The sequence below is a fragment of the Enterococcus canintestini genome (assembly GCF_001885735.1).
GTDB lineage: Bacteria > Bacillota > Bacilli > Lactobacillales > Enterococcaceae > Enterococcus_C > Enterococcus_C canintestini.
This window is the reverse complement of sequence record NZ_JXKG01000001.1, coordinates 275,814-292,161: the sequence shown is the minus strand read 5'-3', so window position 1 is coordinate 292,161 and position 16,348 is coordinate 275,814. Positions and strand designations below refer to the sequence as shown.

16 protein-coding genes are annotated in these 16,348 nt (G+C 32.4%); 2 read left to right on the top strand and 14 right to left on the bottom strand.

Translation table 11 applies throughout. From position 1 onward, the window contains the following. Positions 1–12: 12 nt before the first annotated feature. Both RU96_RS01355 and RU96_RS01350 read right to left on the bottom strand, forming a co-directional pair. Positions 13–987, bottom strand: a complete 975-nt coding sequence (locus tag RU96_RS01355; protein WP_071863750.1) for a glycosyltransferase family 2 protein — start codon at positions 985–987, stop codon at positions 13–15. After that, positions 984–1,430 carry a GtrA family protein gene (locus tag RU96_RS01350; protein ID WP_071863749.1) on the bottom strand — a complete coding sequence of 149 codons (447 nt, stop codon included), beginning with the start codon at positions 1,428–1,430 and terminating at the stop codon, positions 984–986. The genes RU96_RS01355 and RU96_RS01350 overlap by 4 nt, the downstream gene beginning before the upstream one ends. A 142-nt stretch (positions 1,431–1,572) precedes the next feature. Between RU96_RS01350 and RU96_RS01345 the strand changes: the two genes are divergently transcribed. Beyond that, positions 1,573–2,376 (top strand): DUF1189 domain-containing protein, encoded by an 804-nt coding sequence (locus RU96_RS01345; RefSeq protein WP_071863748.1) that lies wholly within the window; start codon positions 1,573–1,575, stop codon positions 2,374–2,376. A gap of 95 nt (positions 2,377–2,471) precedes the next feature. Continuing rightward, complete coding sequence (locus RU96_RS01340; protein WP_071863747.1) at positions 2,472–3,416, top strand: phosphoglycerate dehydrogenase; 945 nt, start codon at positions 2,472–2,474, stop codon at positions 3,414–3,416. A gap of 73 nt (positions 3,417–3,489) precedes the next feature. Here RU96_RS01340 and RU96_RS01335 read toward each other — a convergent pair whose 3' ends face one another. From RU96_RS01335 to RU96_RS01280, 12 genes are all read right to left on the bottom strand, one after another. Continuing rightward, positions 3,490–4,446, bottom strand: coding sequence for a glycosyltransferase family 2 protein (locus RU96_RS01335; protein WP_211269884.1), 957 nt, complete (start codon positions 4,444–4,446; stop codon positions 3,490–3,492). Between the two features lie 15 nt (positions 4,447–4,461). Then, positions 4,462–4,755: a HesB/YadR/YfhF family protein gene (locus RU96_RS01330; protein ID WP_071863745.1), complete on the bottom strand. Its 294-nt coding sequence runs from the start codon at positions 4,753–4,755 to the stop codon at positions 4,462–4,464. 12 nt (positions 4,756–4,767) lie between these two features. Beyond that, positions 4,768–5,433 (bottom strand): potassium channel family protein, encoded by a 666-nt coding sequence (locus tag RU96_RS01325; protein ID WP_071863744.1) that lies wholly within the window; start codon positions 5,431–5,433, stop codon positions 4,768–4,770. A 99-nt stretch (positions 5,434–5,532) separates the two neighbouring features. Continuing rightward, positions 5,533–6,162, bottom strand: coding sequence for a response regulator transcription factor (locus RU96_RS01320; protein WP_071863743.1), 630 nt, complete (start codon positions 6,160–6,162; stop codon positions 5,533–5,535). A gap of 52 nt (positions 6,163–6,214) precedes the next feature. Next, complete coding sequence (locus RU96_RS01315; RefSeq protein ID WP_071863742.1) at positions 6,215–7,273, bottom strand: sensor histidine kinase; 1,059 nt, start codon at positions 7,271–7,273, stop codon at positions 6,215–6,217. Further along, complete coding sequence (liaF, locus tag RU96_RS01310) at positions 7,270–8,001, bottom strand: cell wall-active antibiotics response protein LiaF (RefSeq protein WP_071863741.1); 732 nt, start codon at positions 7,999–8,001, stop codon at positions 7,270–7,272. The genes RU96_RS01315 and liaF overlap by 4 nt, the downstream gene beginning before the upstream one ends. 331 nt (positions 8,002–8,332) lie before the next feature. Further along, positions 8,333–8,812: a transcription elongation factor GreA gene (gene greA / locus RU96_RS01305; protein ID WP_071863740.1), complete on the bottom strand. Its 480-nt coding sequence runs from the start codon at positions 8,810–8,812 to the stop codon at positions 8,333–8,335. A 106-nt stretch (positions 8,813–8,918) separates the two neighbouring features. Then, on the bottom strand, positions 8,919–10,337 hold the full coding sequence (mltG, locus tag RU96_RS01300; RefSeq protein ID WP_071863739.1) for an endolytic transglycosylase MltG: 1,419 nt from the start codon (positions 10,335–10,337) through the stop codon (positions 8,919–8,921). Between the two features lie 99 nt (positions 10,338–10,436). Beyond that, a complete protein-coding gene (locus RU96_RS01295) occupies positions 10,437–12,416 on the bottom strand; it encodes a GH25 family lysozyme (RefSeq protein WP_071863738.1) in 1,980 nt (659 codons plus the stop codon). A 119-nt stretch (positions 12,417–12,535) separates the two neighbouring features. Continuing rightward, positions 12,536–14,872 carry a YfhO family protein gene (locus tag RU96_RS01290; RefSeq protein WP_071863737.1) on the bottom strand — a complete coding sequence of 779 codons (2,337 nt, stop codon included), beginning with the start codon at positions 14,870–14,872 and terminating at the stop codon, positions 12,536–12,538. Then, a complete protein-coding gene (locus RU96_RS01285; protein ID WP_071863736.1) occupies positions 14,869–15,291 on the bottom strand; it encodes a YfhO family protein in 423 nt (140 codons plus the stop codon). Before RU96_RS01285 ends, RU96_RS01290 begins: the two co-directional genes overlap by 4 nt. A 94-nt stretch (positions 15,292–15,385) precedes the next feature. Then, positions 15,386–16,336 carry an SDR family NAD(P)-dependent oxidoreductase gene (locus RU96_RS01280; protein WP_071863735.1) on the bottom strand — a complete coding sequence of 317 codons (951 nt, stop codon included), beginning with the start codon at positions 16,334–16,336 and terminating at the stop codon, positions 15,386–15,388. Positions 16,337–16,348 lie beyond the last annotated feature (12 nt).

The window sequence follows — 16,348 nt, the reverse complement described above, 5'->3', positions numbered from 1 at the left end:
AATATGCTTGTTTCATTTAGTAATTTCATCTTTTTTATCATCCAAAAAAGCTTTTCCTCTATATTTATTTTCAATAAAGTATAGTGGACGTCCTTTACTTTCTATAAATACTCTTCCAAGATATTCACCTAAAATACCTATAGAAATTAACTGACATCCTCCGAGAAATAGCATCATGATCATTAGAGAAGGAAATCCCGATGTATCTGCGCCTAAAATTAAGGTTTTAATTAAAACGTATATCATATAGATAAAGGCCGCAAACGAAACTAGAAAACCAAAATACATAGATAATTTTAAAGGAGCCGTTGTATATGAAGTAATACCTTCAATTGCAAGTTTTATCAACGAACCTAAATTCCACTTTGTTTCGCCATGTAACCTCTCATTGGCATCAAATTCAATTGCGACTTTCTTAAAACCAATCCAACTATAGAGTCCTTTTGTGTAACGTTGTGTTTCCCTTAGTTCTTGTAATGATTCGACTGCTTTTTTATCTAAAAGTCTAAAATCACCGGCATCTGCTAATACAGGAGCATCAGACATTGCCTCTAAAACTTTATAAAACCATCTAGATGTTGACTTTTTAAACCACGATTCACCATTTCGTTTATTGCGTTTTGCATAAACATCTTCGTAGCCCTGTTCCCACAAATTAAGCATTTCAATTATCGTCGCAGGCGGATGTTGTAAATCAGCATCAATTGTAATTAAAGCATCATGATTAAAATAATCAAAACCAGCTGCCATGGCAGTTTCTTTTCCATAATTTCTAGATAAGTCTATTAAAGAAACATAAGGAGAAAATTCCATTAACTCCATGACTTTTTCTACTGTATGATCTGTACTACCATCATTTATAAATAGAAATTCAAATTCATAGCGATCATAAACCGAACATAATGCTTCATCCAATGCTTGATACAGCGGAAAAACATTCTCTTCTTCACTATACGATGGAATAGAAATTAATACTTTCTTTTTCATTTAATATTATCCACCTTTACCTTTTTACTTTTAAAAATAAATAACTTACTAAATAAATAGTTAGAAACCACAATAAATATCTGGGTCAAAAGTTTTGCTATAAAATCTGATAAATGAAAAACTTTGATAAAAATAAACATGGATCCCATATCAATTCCAAAAGAAAGCAAACGATAAAAAATAAACTTACCAAACTCAATAATCAGTTCGAAAAAGCTTTCACTTTTTGATTTAAAAACCCAAATTTTATTTGTTATAAAAGCAAACAAAACCGCGGAAATCCATGAAATAGTATTTGAAATCACAAAATTAAAGTGGAATAGGTCTCGCGCTATAAAATACGCAACAAAATTAACCACTGTTGTCAAGCCACCAAAAAAAATATAAAGTATGATTTCCACTAACCGTTCATTTTTAATGATCTTTTGAATATAACCTTTCATTAACTCACCTCATTTATGTATCTTATCGTAATTTCAATATTGTTTCTAGTCATTATTTCTATTTTACCACCAATTCTCCTTGTAAAAGCACAAGACCTTCGATAGAATGGATTGAATACTTATAAAAGGAGTCCTGCTCTGAATGTTATCACTAATGAAAAGTTCTTTTTTCCAGTTTCAAAAATTACTGGAAGCAAAAAAATTACCATTTGGAAAGATAATTGGTTATGTCTTTATATTGGGAGCTGTTCTAGCATTGCCTCTTGCTTACAAAGTAAGTGGTGTTTTTCATGAAATCCAGCAAGATGGTCAAAAAATTGCCGCAAAACTTCCCGATTTTACTATAGAAAATAATCAACTTACGCCGGCAAAAGAAAATGAAAAAGGTTTTATCTATCAAACGGATTCAATTATTTTTACTTTTGATCCAGAAGGAAAGCGTACTGAAAAAGATATTACTACCGATATGGTTGGCAACTTTTTAAGTATCGGTCTATTAAAAGGCAGTCTAGTCGTTGCCATGCCAAGTACTGGAACAGGTTCTGCTTTATTAGGTGACAATCAACTAGTTATCCCCTACACAGAAGCTGCTTTAAAAGGCTTAGACGGCCAACATATTCGTGAGTACTTAAAAGACGCTAAAATACCTTGGTGGATGTATCTGATTGCCTTTTTAGTTTCTCTTTATCCTAGTGTCATCAATTTACTCGTGACACTATTATTTGCCACTCTTGGCGCAACATTGCAAACAAAAATGCGCCGACTCAACTTAAGTAGTTTTGAAAATTTCAAAATTATTGTTTTTGCAGCAACACTCCCAGTTGTTATAACTGCATTAATTCACCTTGTAACCATGGGATTTGACGGAACAATGTTCATCTTGATTGCAACTTTATTTATTTACAATCAAGTGATAAAAGGCCTGGCTGGCAAAGACAAAGTTTAACTTAATCAAAAGACTCTTTTCAAATTTAGAAAAGAGTCTTTTTTTGTTCCTTTTGATACAATGAAAGTAGCTAATCATTAAAAGGAGATGTCCTTATGACAAAATTTATCTTATCACAACGTTCTTTTAAATCTGAGTATCTCGATCAAATGAAAAAAATAGCCCCTCAATTTCAATTTATTACAGAGATTCATGCAAAAGAAGATTGGGAAAAAGTTGCAGTTACGATTGGCTGGCAAAAAGAATGGCAACCACTGTTAGCTTTAAACTCTAATTTAAAATGGGTACAAAGCATTTCTGCTGGGGTGGATTATTTACCACTTAAAGATTTTGAAAGTAAAAATATTTTATTAACCAATGCAAAAGGCATTCACAAAGAAGCAATTAGTGAACATGTTTTAACAACTATTTTGATGCGTCTGCGGGGCTTTAATGAAGCAGCGATTGGTCAACGTCATAAAAAATGGAGTCAAGCTGTTTTTTACGGAAAATTAGAAGAACAAAAAATTCTTATCATAGGTACTGGCCAAATTGGTCAAGAACTGGCTAAAACATTAAAATTATTAGGAAATCAACCTGTAGGAGTAAATACAACAGGCCATAAAGTAGCAAATTTTGAACAAACTTTTGCTATTTCACAGTTAAAATCAATCGTTAAACAATTTGATTTTGTCATCAACATCTTACCGCTCACAACACAAACTCATCACTTATATGATGCCGACTTTTTCAACGTTATGAAACACACTGCAACTTTTGTTAATGTCGGAAGAGGAGCTAGCGTTGACACAAACGCTTTACTTGTAGCACTCCAAAAAAGAAGCATTGCTTATGCTGCACTAGATGTTTTTGAAGAAGAACCGCTTCTTCAAACTAATCCATTATGGCAGCTCGATAATATTTTAATTACACCTCACATCGCAGGGATGGTACCACATTTTCAACAAAAATTTATGGCAATCTTTTTACAAAATCTAACATCTTTTGTTTCAAATCAATCTGTCGTTAAAAATCAAGTCGATTTAAAAAAAGGTTATTAATCTTTCCCCTTATATTCTTATATAAAATGCAAAATTAAAAACCTTGGTAAAATAGCTAAATCATTATTTCTAACTATTTTCCAAGGTTTTGATCATTTTCTTGATCAGATTCTTTAATTAAATAATGAGGTCTTTTTTTAGTTTCCAAAAAGATTTTGCCAATATATTTACCAATAATCCCTAAACAAAGTAATTGCAACCCACCAACAAATAAAAAAATCGAAACCATTGAGGGCCAACCACTCGTCGGATCACCAAATAATAATGCCCGAATTACAATAAAGATTAAAGCAAGACCAGAGCCTAAACAAGAAAATGCTCCTACAAAAGAAGCAATATTTAAAGGTACATCAGAAAAGTTTACAATCCCATCAAGAGAATATTTTAATAATTGCCAAAAAGACCAAGAAGTTTTACCAGCAACACGTTCCACATTTTCATAAGCAATGTATTCTGTCTGAAAACCAACCCAGCTAAAAATCCCCTTTGAAAAGCGATTATACTCTGTTATCTGTAAAACTGCATTCACCATTTTTCGTGTCATTAGACGAAAATCTCGTACGCCAGGGACAAGTTCTGTTTCACCAATTCTATTCATCAAACGATAAAATAAATCAGCAAAAAAACTTCGAATTTTTGGTTCACCAGCTCGGTTTTTTCGTCGTGTTCCCACACAATCCAAGTGATGTGCGACTAGCAACTGATACATTTCGACTAATAAGTGCGGCGGATCCTGTAAATCGGCATCCATTAATGTGACATAGTCTCCTTTGGCATTTTGCAAACCAGCATAAATTGCAGCTTCTTTACCAAAATTACGCGAAAAAGAATAGTAATGAATTTTTTTAGGATTTTCTTTTGCTAGATGCTGCATGAGTGGCAGTGTTTGATCGGTAGACCCATCATCAATTAAAATATATTCGATTTTAAGAGGTAATTTTTGCTCAATTTTTTTCATTTCAGTAAAAAAATAAGGTAAACTTTTTTCTTCATTAAAACAAGGTACAATCACTGATAAAAGCATCTGCATAGGCTCCTAACAATTTTATTCTTCTTGAAATAGATACTTAGGTTCATTTAATTCTTCATCTAAATCAACTGTTAAATCGTAACCTTTAAAAAACCATTCATCTGCTTCATCTGCGTAAAATAAAATACCGTCTGCAGTTATTTTTCCAATCGGATGTTCAGGTGTATCCACTGACATTCCCACTGAAAAACCTTCATGAACTTGGGTTTTGCCATAAACTTTTCCGTAAAACCGTACACCCATTCCGTCATCTACTGTCAATTCATTTTTAAACCATTGTGCAGCTTGTGGTGTTATTGTTATTTTCATCAGTATCCCTCGCTAGTCATTCATTTTTTCGTCTAATATATCGACATCATCTGTTTCCCCAATCACTAACAAATTATCATTTTTTAAAACGATTTCATCAGCAGTTGGCGAAACGACTACTTTACCATTTACGCGGCGAATTCCTACCACCGTTAAGCCAAAATTTTGTCGAAAATTCAGATCTGCTAAACTTTTATCGTAGAATTTCGGATTGGTTACACGAATTTCTGCTAAAGAATAATCATCAGATAATTCTACGTAATCTAAAATGTTTTTAGAAACCAAATTATGCGCAATACGTACGCCCATGTCTCGCTCCGGATGGACAACGCGATCTGCACCAATCTTTTCTAATACGCGGGCGTGATATTCATTTTGCGCTTTCGCTAAAACATTTGGTACACCCATTTCTTTAACCATGAGCGTGACTAAAATACTTGCTTGAATATCTTCACCAATCGCAACAATGACATGATCAAAATTTCGAATTCCTAATGAACGCAACGTCATTTCATCTTGTGCATTCCCCACAACAGCGTGGGTAGCAATGTTCATATACTCATTCACGCGATCTTCACTACTGTCTATAGCTAAAACTTCTTGACCAGATTCAATTAGGGTACGACAAATACTGCCGCCAAATCGTCCCAAGCCAATAATGGCATAATTTTGTTTCATCTTATTCTCCTCATTTTAGAAATTTGAAACTTAGTGACTGTTACTTATGAAGTTAGTATAACAAAGACCCCTTCGTTGTGCTATCGAAGAGGTTTTTTCTCATTTGGCTAAACCATGTTTAAAAGCATAAATAGCAGCTTGAGTTCGATCTTCTACTTCTAATTTGGATAAAATATTAGAGACATGGGTTTTCACCGTTTTTAAAGTAATAAAAAGCTCATCTGCAATCTCTTGGTTGCTTTTTCCTTGCGCGATTAATAATAAAATCTCTCGTTCACGATTGGTTAAATCTTCATGTAAAATCGGCGTTCTATTGGTTAAGCGATGCATCATTTTATTGGTAACTTCTGGTTCTAAGATTCGTTCACCTCGATACGTCGCCCGAATAGCGTCAGCAATTTCATGTGCTGTAGACGTTTTAAGTAAATAGCCTGATGCACCAGCTTCAATTGCAGGATAAACTTTTTCGTCATCAATAAAACTAGTAACTATTAAAATTTTAGCATCTGGCCAACTTTTTAAGATGGCTTTGGTCGATGCAATACCATCCATCACATCCATCACCAAATCCATTAAAATCACGTCTGGTTTTAATTCCAACGCTTTTTCATAACCAATTTGACCATTCTCAGCTTCACCGACAACTTCTATATCTTCTTGAATCGATAAATAGGAAGAAACCCCTAAGCGAACCATTTCATGATCATCGACAAGTAACACTTTAATCACACCAATATCCTCCTTCAAACCAAATCACATTATCTACGATTATATTTTAATCCTAGACAATTGGAATTTTTATTTCAACACTTGTTCCTTGTCCTTTAAAACTAATAATCTTACACGTACCACCGACACTGGCGACACGTTCTTTAATATTCATTAAACCATAGCTACCGGCGTTTTGCTCGCTTGTATCAAAACCTACACCGTCATCAATGACCCGTAATAAGACATTTTGCCCGACTTTATGCAAATAAACTTCCAATTCTTCTGCTTTAGCGTGACGCAACGTATTGGATAGTAGTTCTTGAACAATTCGAAAAAGTTGATCTTCAATGGTAGGCGCAAGACTAATTTCTTCTGCTTCCCACTTCAACTTAATCTTTATTTTAGACTGTAGCTCATTTAACAACTGTTCAATCCCCATTTTCAAACTCTTACCTTCTAGACTAACTGGACGCAAATGTAAAAGCAGTGCTCGCATTTCAGATTGCGAAGCGTTGATGATATCTGAAACCATCTGTAGTTGTTTTTGCTGTGGTAATGGCAATTCCATTTTTTGGGCCTGCTCATTTAATGCTGACAACATCATCATAGCTGCAAACAATTGTTGAGAAACAGAATCATGAAGTTCACGGGCTAAGCGATGCCGCTCCACTTCTAAAATTTCTTCTTTTGTCTGCCCGTCCATTAATTGTGGCCGGCTATTTAAAGTTTGAAGTTCTGTAGAAAGCTTATTTAGCTTTTGGCCAATCTGGACAATATCTTGATCAATCGCTGTTAAATAATGATTTTCTTTTGAATGGGAAACAGATTCTTTTAATAACTCCGATTCATAGTTACCCGCCACTAATAATCTTAACTTTTCTTCTATTTCCCCAAATGAACTCTTACGGAATAAAGAAATCAAAATATAAGTAACCACACCAAAACCAACAGAAATAGCCAAAATATAAAATATCAAAGGTAAAAAGAAAACCCGCGTTTGTAGTGAAACAAGCCACCAGTCTTTAACCTTATTAGCATGAAGATAAGAAAATAAAACTAAAATTAACGTGATAAATATGGCAATTCCAGTATAAAGTGCAATCATTCCTTTTGAAATTTTTGCCATCATACTCGAATCACCTCAATATCCCCAATTAAAGTACTAGATAAAATTTTAATACGACGTTCGCTCGTATCATAATCTTCACTATAGACGGTAATTCTTTCACTGCGTAATGCGGTTTGTTCACCTAGAAAAGTTACATTTCCAATAAAGCTACCATGCTCTAAGGCTATTCCAATTCCTAGCGGCACTAAAATTCTTGTTTTTCCAAAACCCTTACGTAGCATAATAATATTATCTCGTTTTGGTAAAATCGTATTTCCCAAATCAATAATCGTATCACCAGAAATCATATTGATGTTAATATCATCCCATTCAAAAACTTGATGACCAATTCTTTCATTACCAAATAAAGCTTGGCGCTCCATTTTACTTGGATGAAGTTTTGGAACAGTTGTTTCTACCATAACCATTTGTTTTTTCTTCCAAAAGGCATTTTTGGTTAAATCCAGACCTGTTATTTCTACGCCTTTTAACCCAATAAATAAAACACCAAATACTAACATTAACCAGACAGCAGGATTATTTAAAAGACTGATAAATACTGCTAATAAACCAACAATCAACCAAAAATTGGTTCTACGCCCTCTTTTTTGGGTACGGCTAGTCGTATACAAACATAAAACACCAAATATAAGTAGTAATAATAAAGGCGGACTATTGAAGACCTGCCATAGAGCATAAAGAAACAATAGTGCTTCAACTACAAGAAAAAAACGCCAAGGACTTCTCAATTCTGCCACCTCCGGATAGTTAATCTTTTCATAGATAAATCGCTCCAAAACTTTTGATTCTTCACAACATTTCTATTTTATCATAACGAAAAGTGAAAAAAATAGAATCGGTCTAAAGAATGAAAAAAGAATGATCTCAACTACTAAAAGTTAAGTGATTTTTTCACCTAAGCGTTAGTCAGATTATAAAAAATCAACTTTTTTATTATTTTTTTGATTACGAGTGCTTAGTTTTATCATTATAAAAAGCCAGCTTAAGAACTTTTATCGTCCTTAAACTGGCTTTTGTTATCTTCTAAAATCTAAATTTTATGAAAATGAATTTATTTTATTAAGCTTGTTCAACTTTAGTAATTTTTACTAGCATATCGCCACCAGGAGTTTGGATTGTGACGTCTTCACCAACTTTTTTACCAATCAAAGCTTGTGCAATTGGTGAATCGTTAGAAATTTTACCGGAAAAAGGATCTGATTCCGCACTACCAACAATGGTATATTCTTCTTCATCACCATCTGGTTGTTCTACAAAAGTAACTTTTTTGCCCAGTGAAACTTCATCACTATCGACACCATCATTATCAATAATTTGGGCAAAACGAATCATATTTTCTAAAGTTGTAATCCGGCCTTCTACAAACGCTTGTTCATCTTTTGCAGATTCATACTCAGAGTTTTCTGATAAGTCACCAAAACCACGGGCGATTTTGATTCGTTCAATAATTTCGCCGCGTTTTACTGTTTTTAATTCTTCTAATTCTTGTTCTAATTTCTCTTTACCTTCAACTGTCATTGGATATACTTTTTCTACCATGGTAATTTCTCCTTCATTCTCAACTCTAAAATCGCAAATAGTAACCTTTTCGCAATTAATATCGAAAAGGTTACCATGCTTTTTTTAAAATGTAAATGTTAATAATTTAATTATTGACATATTTTTCAACTAAAGCTAAATGTTCTTCGTAAGTTTCTGCATAATAAACTTTACCTGTTTTAATATCTGCGACAAAATAATAATAGTTATTTGGTGTTGGATCTAATACAGCTTTAATTGATTGTTCACTTGGACTGTCAAATGGACCCGGGCCGTAACCAGTATTCGTATATAAGTTATATGGCGAATCTACTTGCAAATCTTTATTGTATACTTTTTCTTTGTGTTCTCCTAATGCATACAAAATTGAAATATCCGATTGTAATGGCATTCCTGACGCAATACGATTAAAGAATACTTGGGCAATCTTCTTGCGATCTGTCTCTGTTACACCTTCTTTTTCAACTAAAGAAGCAAGTGTCATAACTTCTTGAACATCCATATTTTTTTGCTTAATTGTTTCATAATATGCAGACATAACGCTATTTGTCTTATCAATCATTTGTGTCACAATATCTTCTAAAGAAGAAGTCTTATAATAATCATAAGTTGCTGGGAATAAATAACCTTCCAAACGATAACGAACACCACTTGCTTTAGCTGCACTTGCTAAAAGATCAGGATATTTTTCCTCCATTTTTTTAAAGAAATCTTCATCTTTCATTAAATCAATAAAATCAGATTTTTTGATTTTGGTATCTTTTGCAATAATATCACCAATTTTATCGATATCAACACCCTCAGGTATGGTAAGTTTGGCATCAGCTCCGGCAGTTCCTGCACCGCCACCTTGTAGGTTCTTACTAATATCTTCTAAAGACATAGAAGGTGAAAAATGATAACTACCAGCTTGAAAACCAGTTAAGTTATTGAATTTCGTATAGTAATTAAACACCATTCCACTTTTAATTACTTTATCTTCTTGTAATATTTCACCTATTTGTTTATTGGAGGAACCACTTGGAATTTCGACCGCAATTGTTTTTTTGCTATCGGGATCTAGCGGCTGTAAACTACTAGAAACATAACGGTAAACAGAAAATCCTAAAATACTACCAATTACAAGTAGGGCTAAGACGACAACTGTGACAATTTTACTAACAATACGATCTTCTTTTTGCCGCATTTTACGCCGCTGCAATTCTTCAGCAGAAGCACTTAAAGCCGGTTTATTATCATTTTTAATCTTTTCTTTTACATTTTTCTTTTTGGCAGGCGTTTTCTTTGTTTCTTTTTTCGTCGTAGTACCTTTTTTAGAGGAAGTGTTAGTTCCCTTGGTTCCGCCACTTCTTCTAGTGCCAACTGACTCTTTTACAACATTCAAGCGTTCTCTTTGACTGCTTTTATTTTGTTGACCATCTTGATTGGAACTTCTTTTTGGCTTAGAAGCTTCCTCATCTGAATTATTTAACGAATTTAAAATCTTGTCTTTGAAAGATTCTTCTTCTGGATGTTGTTTAGACAAAACAACTCCTCCTTACTTTCATGATACTAGCTTGTACCATTATACACGAAAGTCAGGAGGAGTAAAATGCTTTTTGCTATTTTAAAACTTTATCAACAATTATTTCGTAGCGTTTGCATTAATATAACCCAGCCATACACCACTGTGACTGTATAAGGAATAATATGTTGAACCATTAAAATGTTTATACTGATATTTAGCAGTCAATGTTTGGTTTAAATAGTTACTACTCTTATTTTTTTCCTTCCAAGAAAAATTTTGCCAAATACTATAATTTTTGCGTTTAATCTTTACAGATTTATTATAAGACAACGCAATTCCTTGTTTTCCAGTAATTTTCGTTCCATTTTTATTCACGTAACCTAACCACTTATTATTCTTATCATAAAGAGAAAGATATGAACTACCATTGGTATGCTCATAAATGTATTTCGCATTCAGTGTTTGGTGATAATAGTTTGAAGAAGCATCGCGTTTTTTCCAAGAAAAGTTTTGCCAAAAATTATAGTTTTTACTACTAATAGAAACATATTGATGAAACGCTCGTGCTGGTCCTTGATTTGCTTGTTTTGTCAACACATCATTTGCCACATAGCCTAACCATTTACCGTTCATATCATAAAGCGATTCATAACGTCTTCCATTAAAAGCGTTATAATAATATTTAGCCACATAAACTTGTTTTTTTATTTCAGCAGTAATCTTTTTTGGCTTATTTAGATTTTTATTGGTATACAAATTCGCATTACTGTTGATCTTAACATAGCTATTTGTTGAATAAATTTTACCAAATTGGCCACCTGCGCCATTGGTAGTAGCATTTTTATTTAGATAACCTACCCATTTGCCGTTGTTATCATATAAAGAATAGTAACTTGAGCCATTAACGTGGTCATAACGATAGCGCACTTCAAGAGTTTTATTAAGATAAGTTGCAGAATTTGAACGCTTTTTCCACGAAAAATTTTGCCAAATAGAATAATTTTTATTAGTAATCGTTACATAACGCTGATCTTTAATCGCCTCTCCTTGTGGTGTACCAATAAACTTACCTTTGTAATCAGCTGACATATCAAAAACGCCATTAACACCTGGAAAAACTACTTGAGAGGTCCATTGCCACGCACTAAACTCTGTATTCCAATGATTAGTGGGGTTATAAGGATATTGGGCTATCCAACAGTTATCTAAACCTAATTTTTGAGTGTCAATCTTCCCTGTGTCAACCCAATGACGCCCAATATAATGCATAGTATTTTTAAAACCTAACTCACTTAATCGTTGGGCAAAAGCCAGCGAATTTTTTGTATGGTCTCCACTGTTAACAATCTGAGGTTCTTCAATATCATTTACCATTAAAGTGTTACTAGTTAATTGTAGGTTCTTTGCAAACGCGGCAAAATATTCCGCCTCTCTTCTTGCCTGTGACACACTAGTGAACCAACTGTAATGATAGACATGAACCTTCAGACCAGCTGCTTGTGCATTTTTGATTTGATCAGCAGCATATGGATTTTTATAAGAAGTAGCTTCAGTAAGCTTCACTACTACACTTCTTACACCATAATTTTTGATTTTAACATAATCCGATACTTTTAAATCACTATTCCAAGAAGATACATCAATAAAATCAAATCGTGGTCTCCCAGACTCACCTGCATTAATTGTTGGAATAGAAAACGCACTTCTACCATAAGAGCGTAACTTTCTTCGCCCAGCTGCTCCATTCAAATCAGAGCGACTTTCTTGCAAAGGAAATAAGTCATCTGTTTGCTGTAGATACGCTTGTAAGTCACTATCTGTTTCAGAATAAGTTTCTGTTGTAGAAGTTTCTGTACTTTCTACAGATTCATCTGTTTTAGTATTTTTTTCTGTAGAATCCGTAGAAAACAAAAGTTCATCTTTACTGGTCTGATTTTTTTCAGTTTCTGATGAAGTACTCTGTATGCTTTCTGTGTCAATTGTCACTTGATTTTCTACGTTATTGGCAAAAGAATCTTCTGCAGCTTTAACTGCTGTAACATTTAATGTTGTACTTAACAACAATCCCCCAACTAACAATCTGATAACATTTTTCAATTTCAATCTCCTTCCAATCTTTTTCCTATTATAATTTAATCATACAATTAAAAAAACAAGCAAGAAAAAGAACCAATACATAATTATTTAGTATTCTGTATCTCAACTATGCAAAAAATTCAGTTAGTAAAAATTTTCTTTATTTTGATACCAAAAAACAGGAAAATTGAAATCCCTGTTATGAATAACGAAATAGGTAACCAAGGAGTCATATAGGTAATTTTTATATCTTTTTTTCCTCCATCTTTCAACTCAAAACCCAAAAACCCCTTATTTACAATAAACTTATCAATCTTTTTACCATCAATCATTACAGTCCATCCATCTGAATACGGTATGGAGCTAGCAATGATTGTTGGCGTCTTAAAATTTGATGTAGCACTAATCACTCCGTTATCAACCTTTAGATTATTTAAACCACTATTTTTTAATGAAAGTAAATTATCAAAAATTTCTTGATTTACGTCTTTTTTATACAGTTTAATTTTTGATATATCTATTTTGTCGTTTGAAAACAATTTCAATACAATATTTCCATTATCTAAACCAAATTGGTTTTGGTTACCAATATTAAATAATATGTTATTAACAATCGCAAAGGAAGATGGATCATAAGGACTATACATATACTTCAGATTTAATAGCTTAGAGTTTTGTAAAACCTGAATAGTAGAACCTGTAGTAGTAAATTTCGATTCATTGATAAAAAAATCTTTAATAGATTCTTTATTATCATCAGATTGTGTAGTATATTTTTTTAGTCTATCCAAAAAATGATCATAACGAACTGATACTCCATCTAATTTTAAGTAATATTCATAATTTCCATTCAAATTTTCCTCCTTTGTTTTTGGAGAAATCGTTATATTATTTTGAAACTTTTCTATATTTATTGGAATTTCTTGAAGATTATCGGGATTTTTTGTTGTTCTAAATTTTTTCAAAACATCCAAATTCATTTCAGGATTTATTGCTGCGCTGGTAGATAGAAAGTCTTCTCTAATAATACCATTCAGTTTGTTTTCCGTTGAGGTAACAGAATTATAACCAAACATCAACGGTAAAGAATATTGACTTTTAAAAATATAAAATTTTTGATTCTTAAAGGAACCTTCTTTGATTAAATCATAACCTATTGGAACATCATCTTTATTTCTGCTGATTAAATACTCAATGCCTAAATAATTCGATAAAATCATTCTATTATCAACATTTCTGAGTGGCTCGGTCATAACCATATCTGAGTTTCCATAATAATTAGAAAATTCCCCAATATATTCATTTTGTAAAGAAAAATAAGAATTGACCATTCTTAAATTATTCCAAGCCCCGACATTTGATCTATTCTCATAAGCTGAGCCCAAATTAGTATTATGAAATCTTCTTGTGAAAGAGAACCTGCTGAATCCATTTGATTCATTCCACTTTGCTATATCTGATTGTAAACCATAAATATAATCATCATAATACTCATCTACTTTGTCTCTATCTATATGTGACGATACATAGTTAGAACCAAATTCAGCATTATAATATAGACCATTGAAAACAGCATTAACACAAATAATGACAAGCAAAAAAATTTTTCTTTTTTGCGTTATAGATGAATTTTCCGTTGGTAATAAAATAACAAATATTCCAATAAACCAAATAAGTAGAAATGACAAATACGGATCTATTTCTCTTGTAATTCCTTTACCAAAGTTTGACAATAAAACAGAAAGGAACGTTAATAATAGCATTAATAAGTACTGTTTTTTTGTAATACTAGTAATGTTTTCAATTAAATTAGCGGTGGCCACAGCTAAAGGTATCCCTAATAAAAACTCCCATCTTAATGAAGGAGTAGATGCGCCATTTATTAGTGCCGCAACTATCGGAGAAATGAATCCTAAAAATATTAATATTATTCCTATCGAGGTATTTTTGTTCTTTTTAAAGTTTACAAAGGAATAAATAAGTGCTGGTATCGCTATTAATGCATATCCACCATGAAACTCAAAAGATCTATTCGCAGGCGGCATTAGAAATGTATTAAAAAAATTAACATAAAATTTTAAAGGGTATGATTTTAAACCATTCGCAAAAGGAACATCAGCTCTCGTTGAATGAAGAAATGCATAAACGGTCGGAATAAAAAATACAGCAGAAATTCCAACTCCAATGGATAGCTTAATTATTACATTAAAAATCATAAGCCATCTATTTTTATACCCTTCAATTCGTGTAAAAAGTTGCATAAAAAAATAGACGGCTCCAGCCAAGATAACGAAAAAAGCAAAATAGAAATTACTACATAGTGCCCACGCTAATACAATAGAAATTAGTACGCTATTTTTTCTTTCAAATAAAAAATCTATACTTAAAAGAAAAAAAGGCAAAATAACCATTGGTGTTAGAAACATTGGATGCGAAGTAAGTGAATGTATTGAATAGCCACAATAGGTGTAAATCATAGTTCCAGAAAGTATAGATACGTTAGAATACTTTTTTTCCAGTCTAAAAATAAAATCATTCCCAGCCCTGAAACAAACAATTTTGAAATCATTATAACAGCAAAAGATACATCATAGTCTTTGAATAACAAACCTAAGTATGTAAAAATATCTCCCATACCATAATAACTATAGATCTGAAACTGATCTGCACCGATACCAATGTTCCACGACCAAAAATCTGTAAAATGAAACCTCCCTTCTAATATTTTTTCCAAGATTAGTCTTATATTTTTTATAGCCACAATATGCTGTTGCAGCGCATCGTATTTACTAATTAAACTTTTTCCCCCTAACATGTATGGAGATAAAATTATTACAGTTGCAAATACAAAGATAAATAAATATTGTACGTATATGTTGTTCACTATTTTTTTCATCTAAAAACTCCCCTTAAAACACAAAAGTCCATAAAAAGATTTCGATGTAGTGATTTTCAATAATCACTACATCGATTTTTTACAGAGTTCCAAATTATAAATTTTCTAATTCCTTTTTTAAATAGCTATGAATACCTTTAACTATTGAGTATATAGGTACGTAACCTAGATTCTGCAGACTAGAGATATCAGCGTAAGAATAACGAATATCCCCATCTCTAGATGGCAAATAATTTAATTTCATACTTATTTTGAAATAATCATTATAAATCTCAATAATTCTATTTAAAGATGTTGCTATACCAGTTCCGACATTATATACATTGCCTCGGGAACTTTCTGATTCTGATACTAACATAAGAGCCTGAATTACATCCTCAATAAATACAAAATCTCTCTCTTGATTACCATCTCCATACACATTAAAAACAGCATCTTTTCCCGCTAATTTTTGCTTAAATTTATCTGTAATAATGGATAATACACCCGAATAAGGTGATTCTGGATTTTGATTCATCCCATATACATTAAAAAATCTAACTACTGATGCAGGAACACCATATAAATTATTGTACAATAACACAAATTGCTCCGAAGCAAACTTATCAATTGCATATGGTGATAGTGGTTTTATTTGAGAATTTTCTTTTTTAGGCAACGTTGGTTCATCACCATATACTGCAGCAGAAGAGGCAAACACAACTCTTTTAATATCATTTTGTTTTTCTTTGATTAATTTCAAAATATTTAAATTAGCATCCAAATTGACCTCGTGTGTTTCTATAGGTCGCTGAATTGAGTCTGCTACACTTGCAATAGCAGCTAATAAAAACACGTAGTCAAATTGTGTTTTTTCAAACACTTGTTCCATTAGTTCGTTATCCCTAATATCACCTTTAATAAAATAAACTTTTTCAGTATCCAGATTTTCTTTTTTTCCCATTGAAAGGTCATCAATAACGGTTACTTCATGTCCGTTATCTACTAGTTTCTTAGCTAGGGATGAGCCTATGAATCCAGCTCCTCCAGTAATCAAATATTTCATGAATGTTATCTC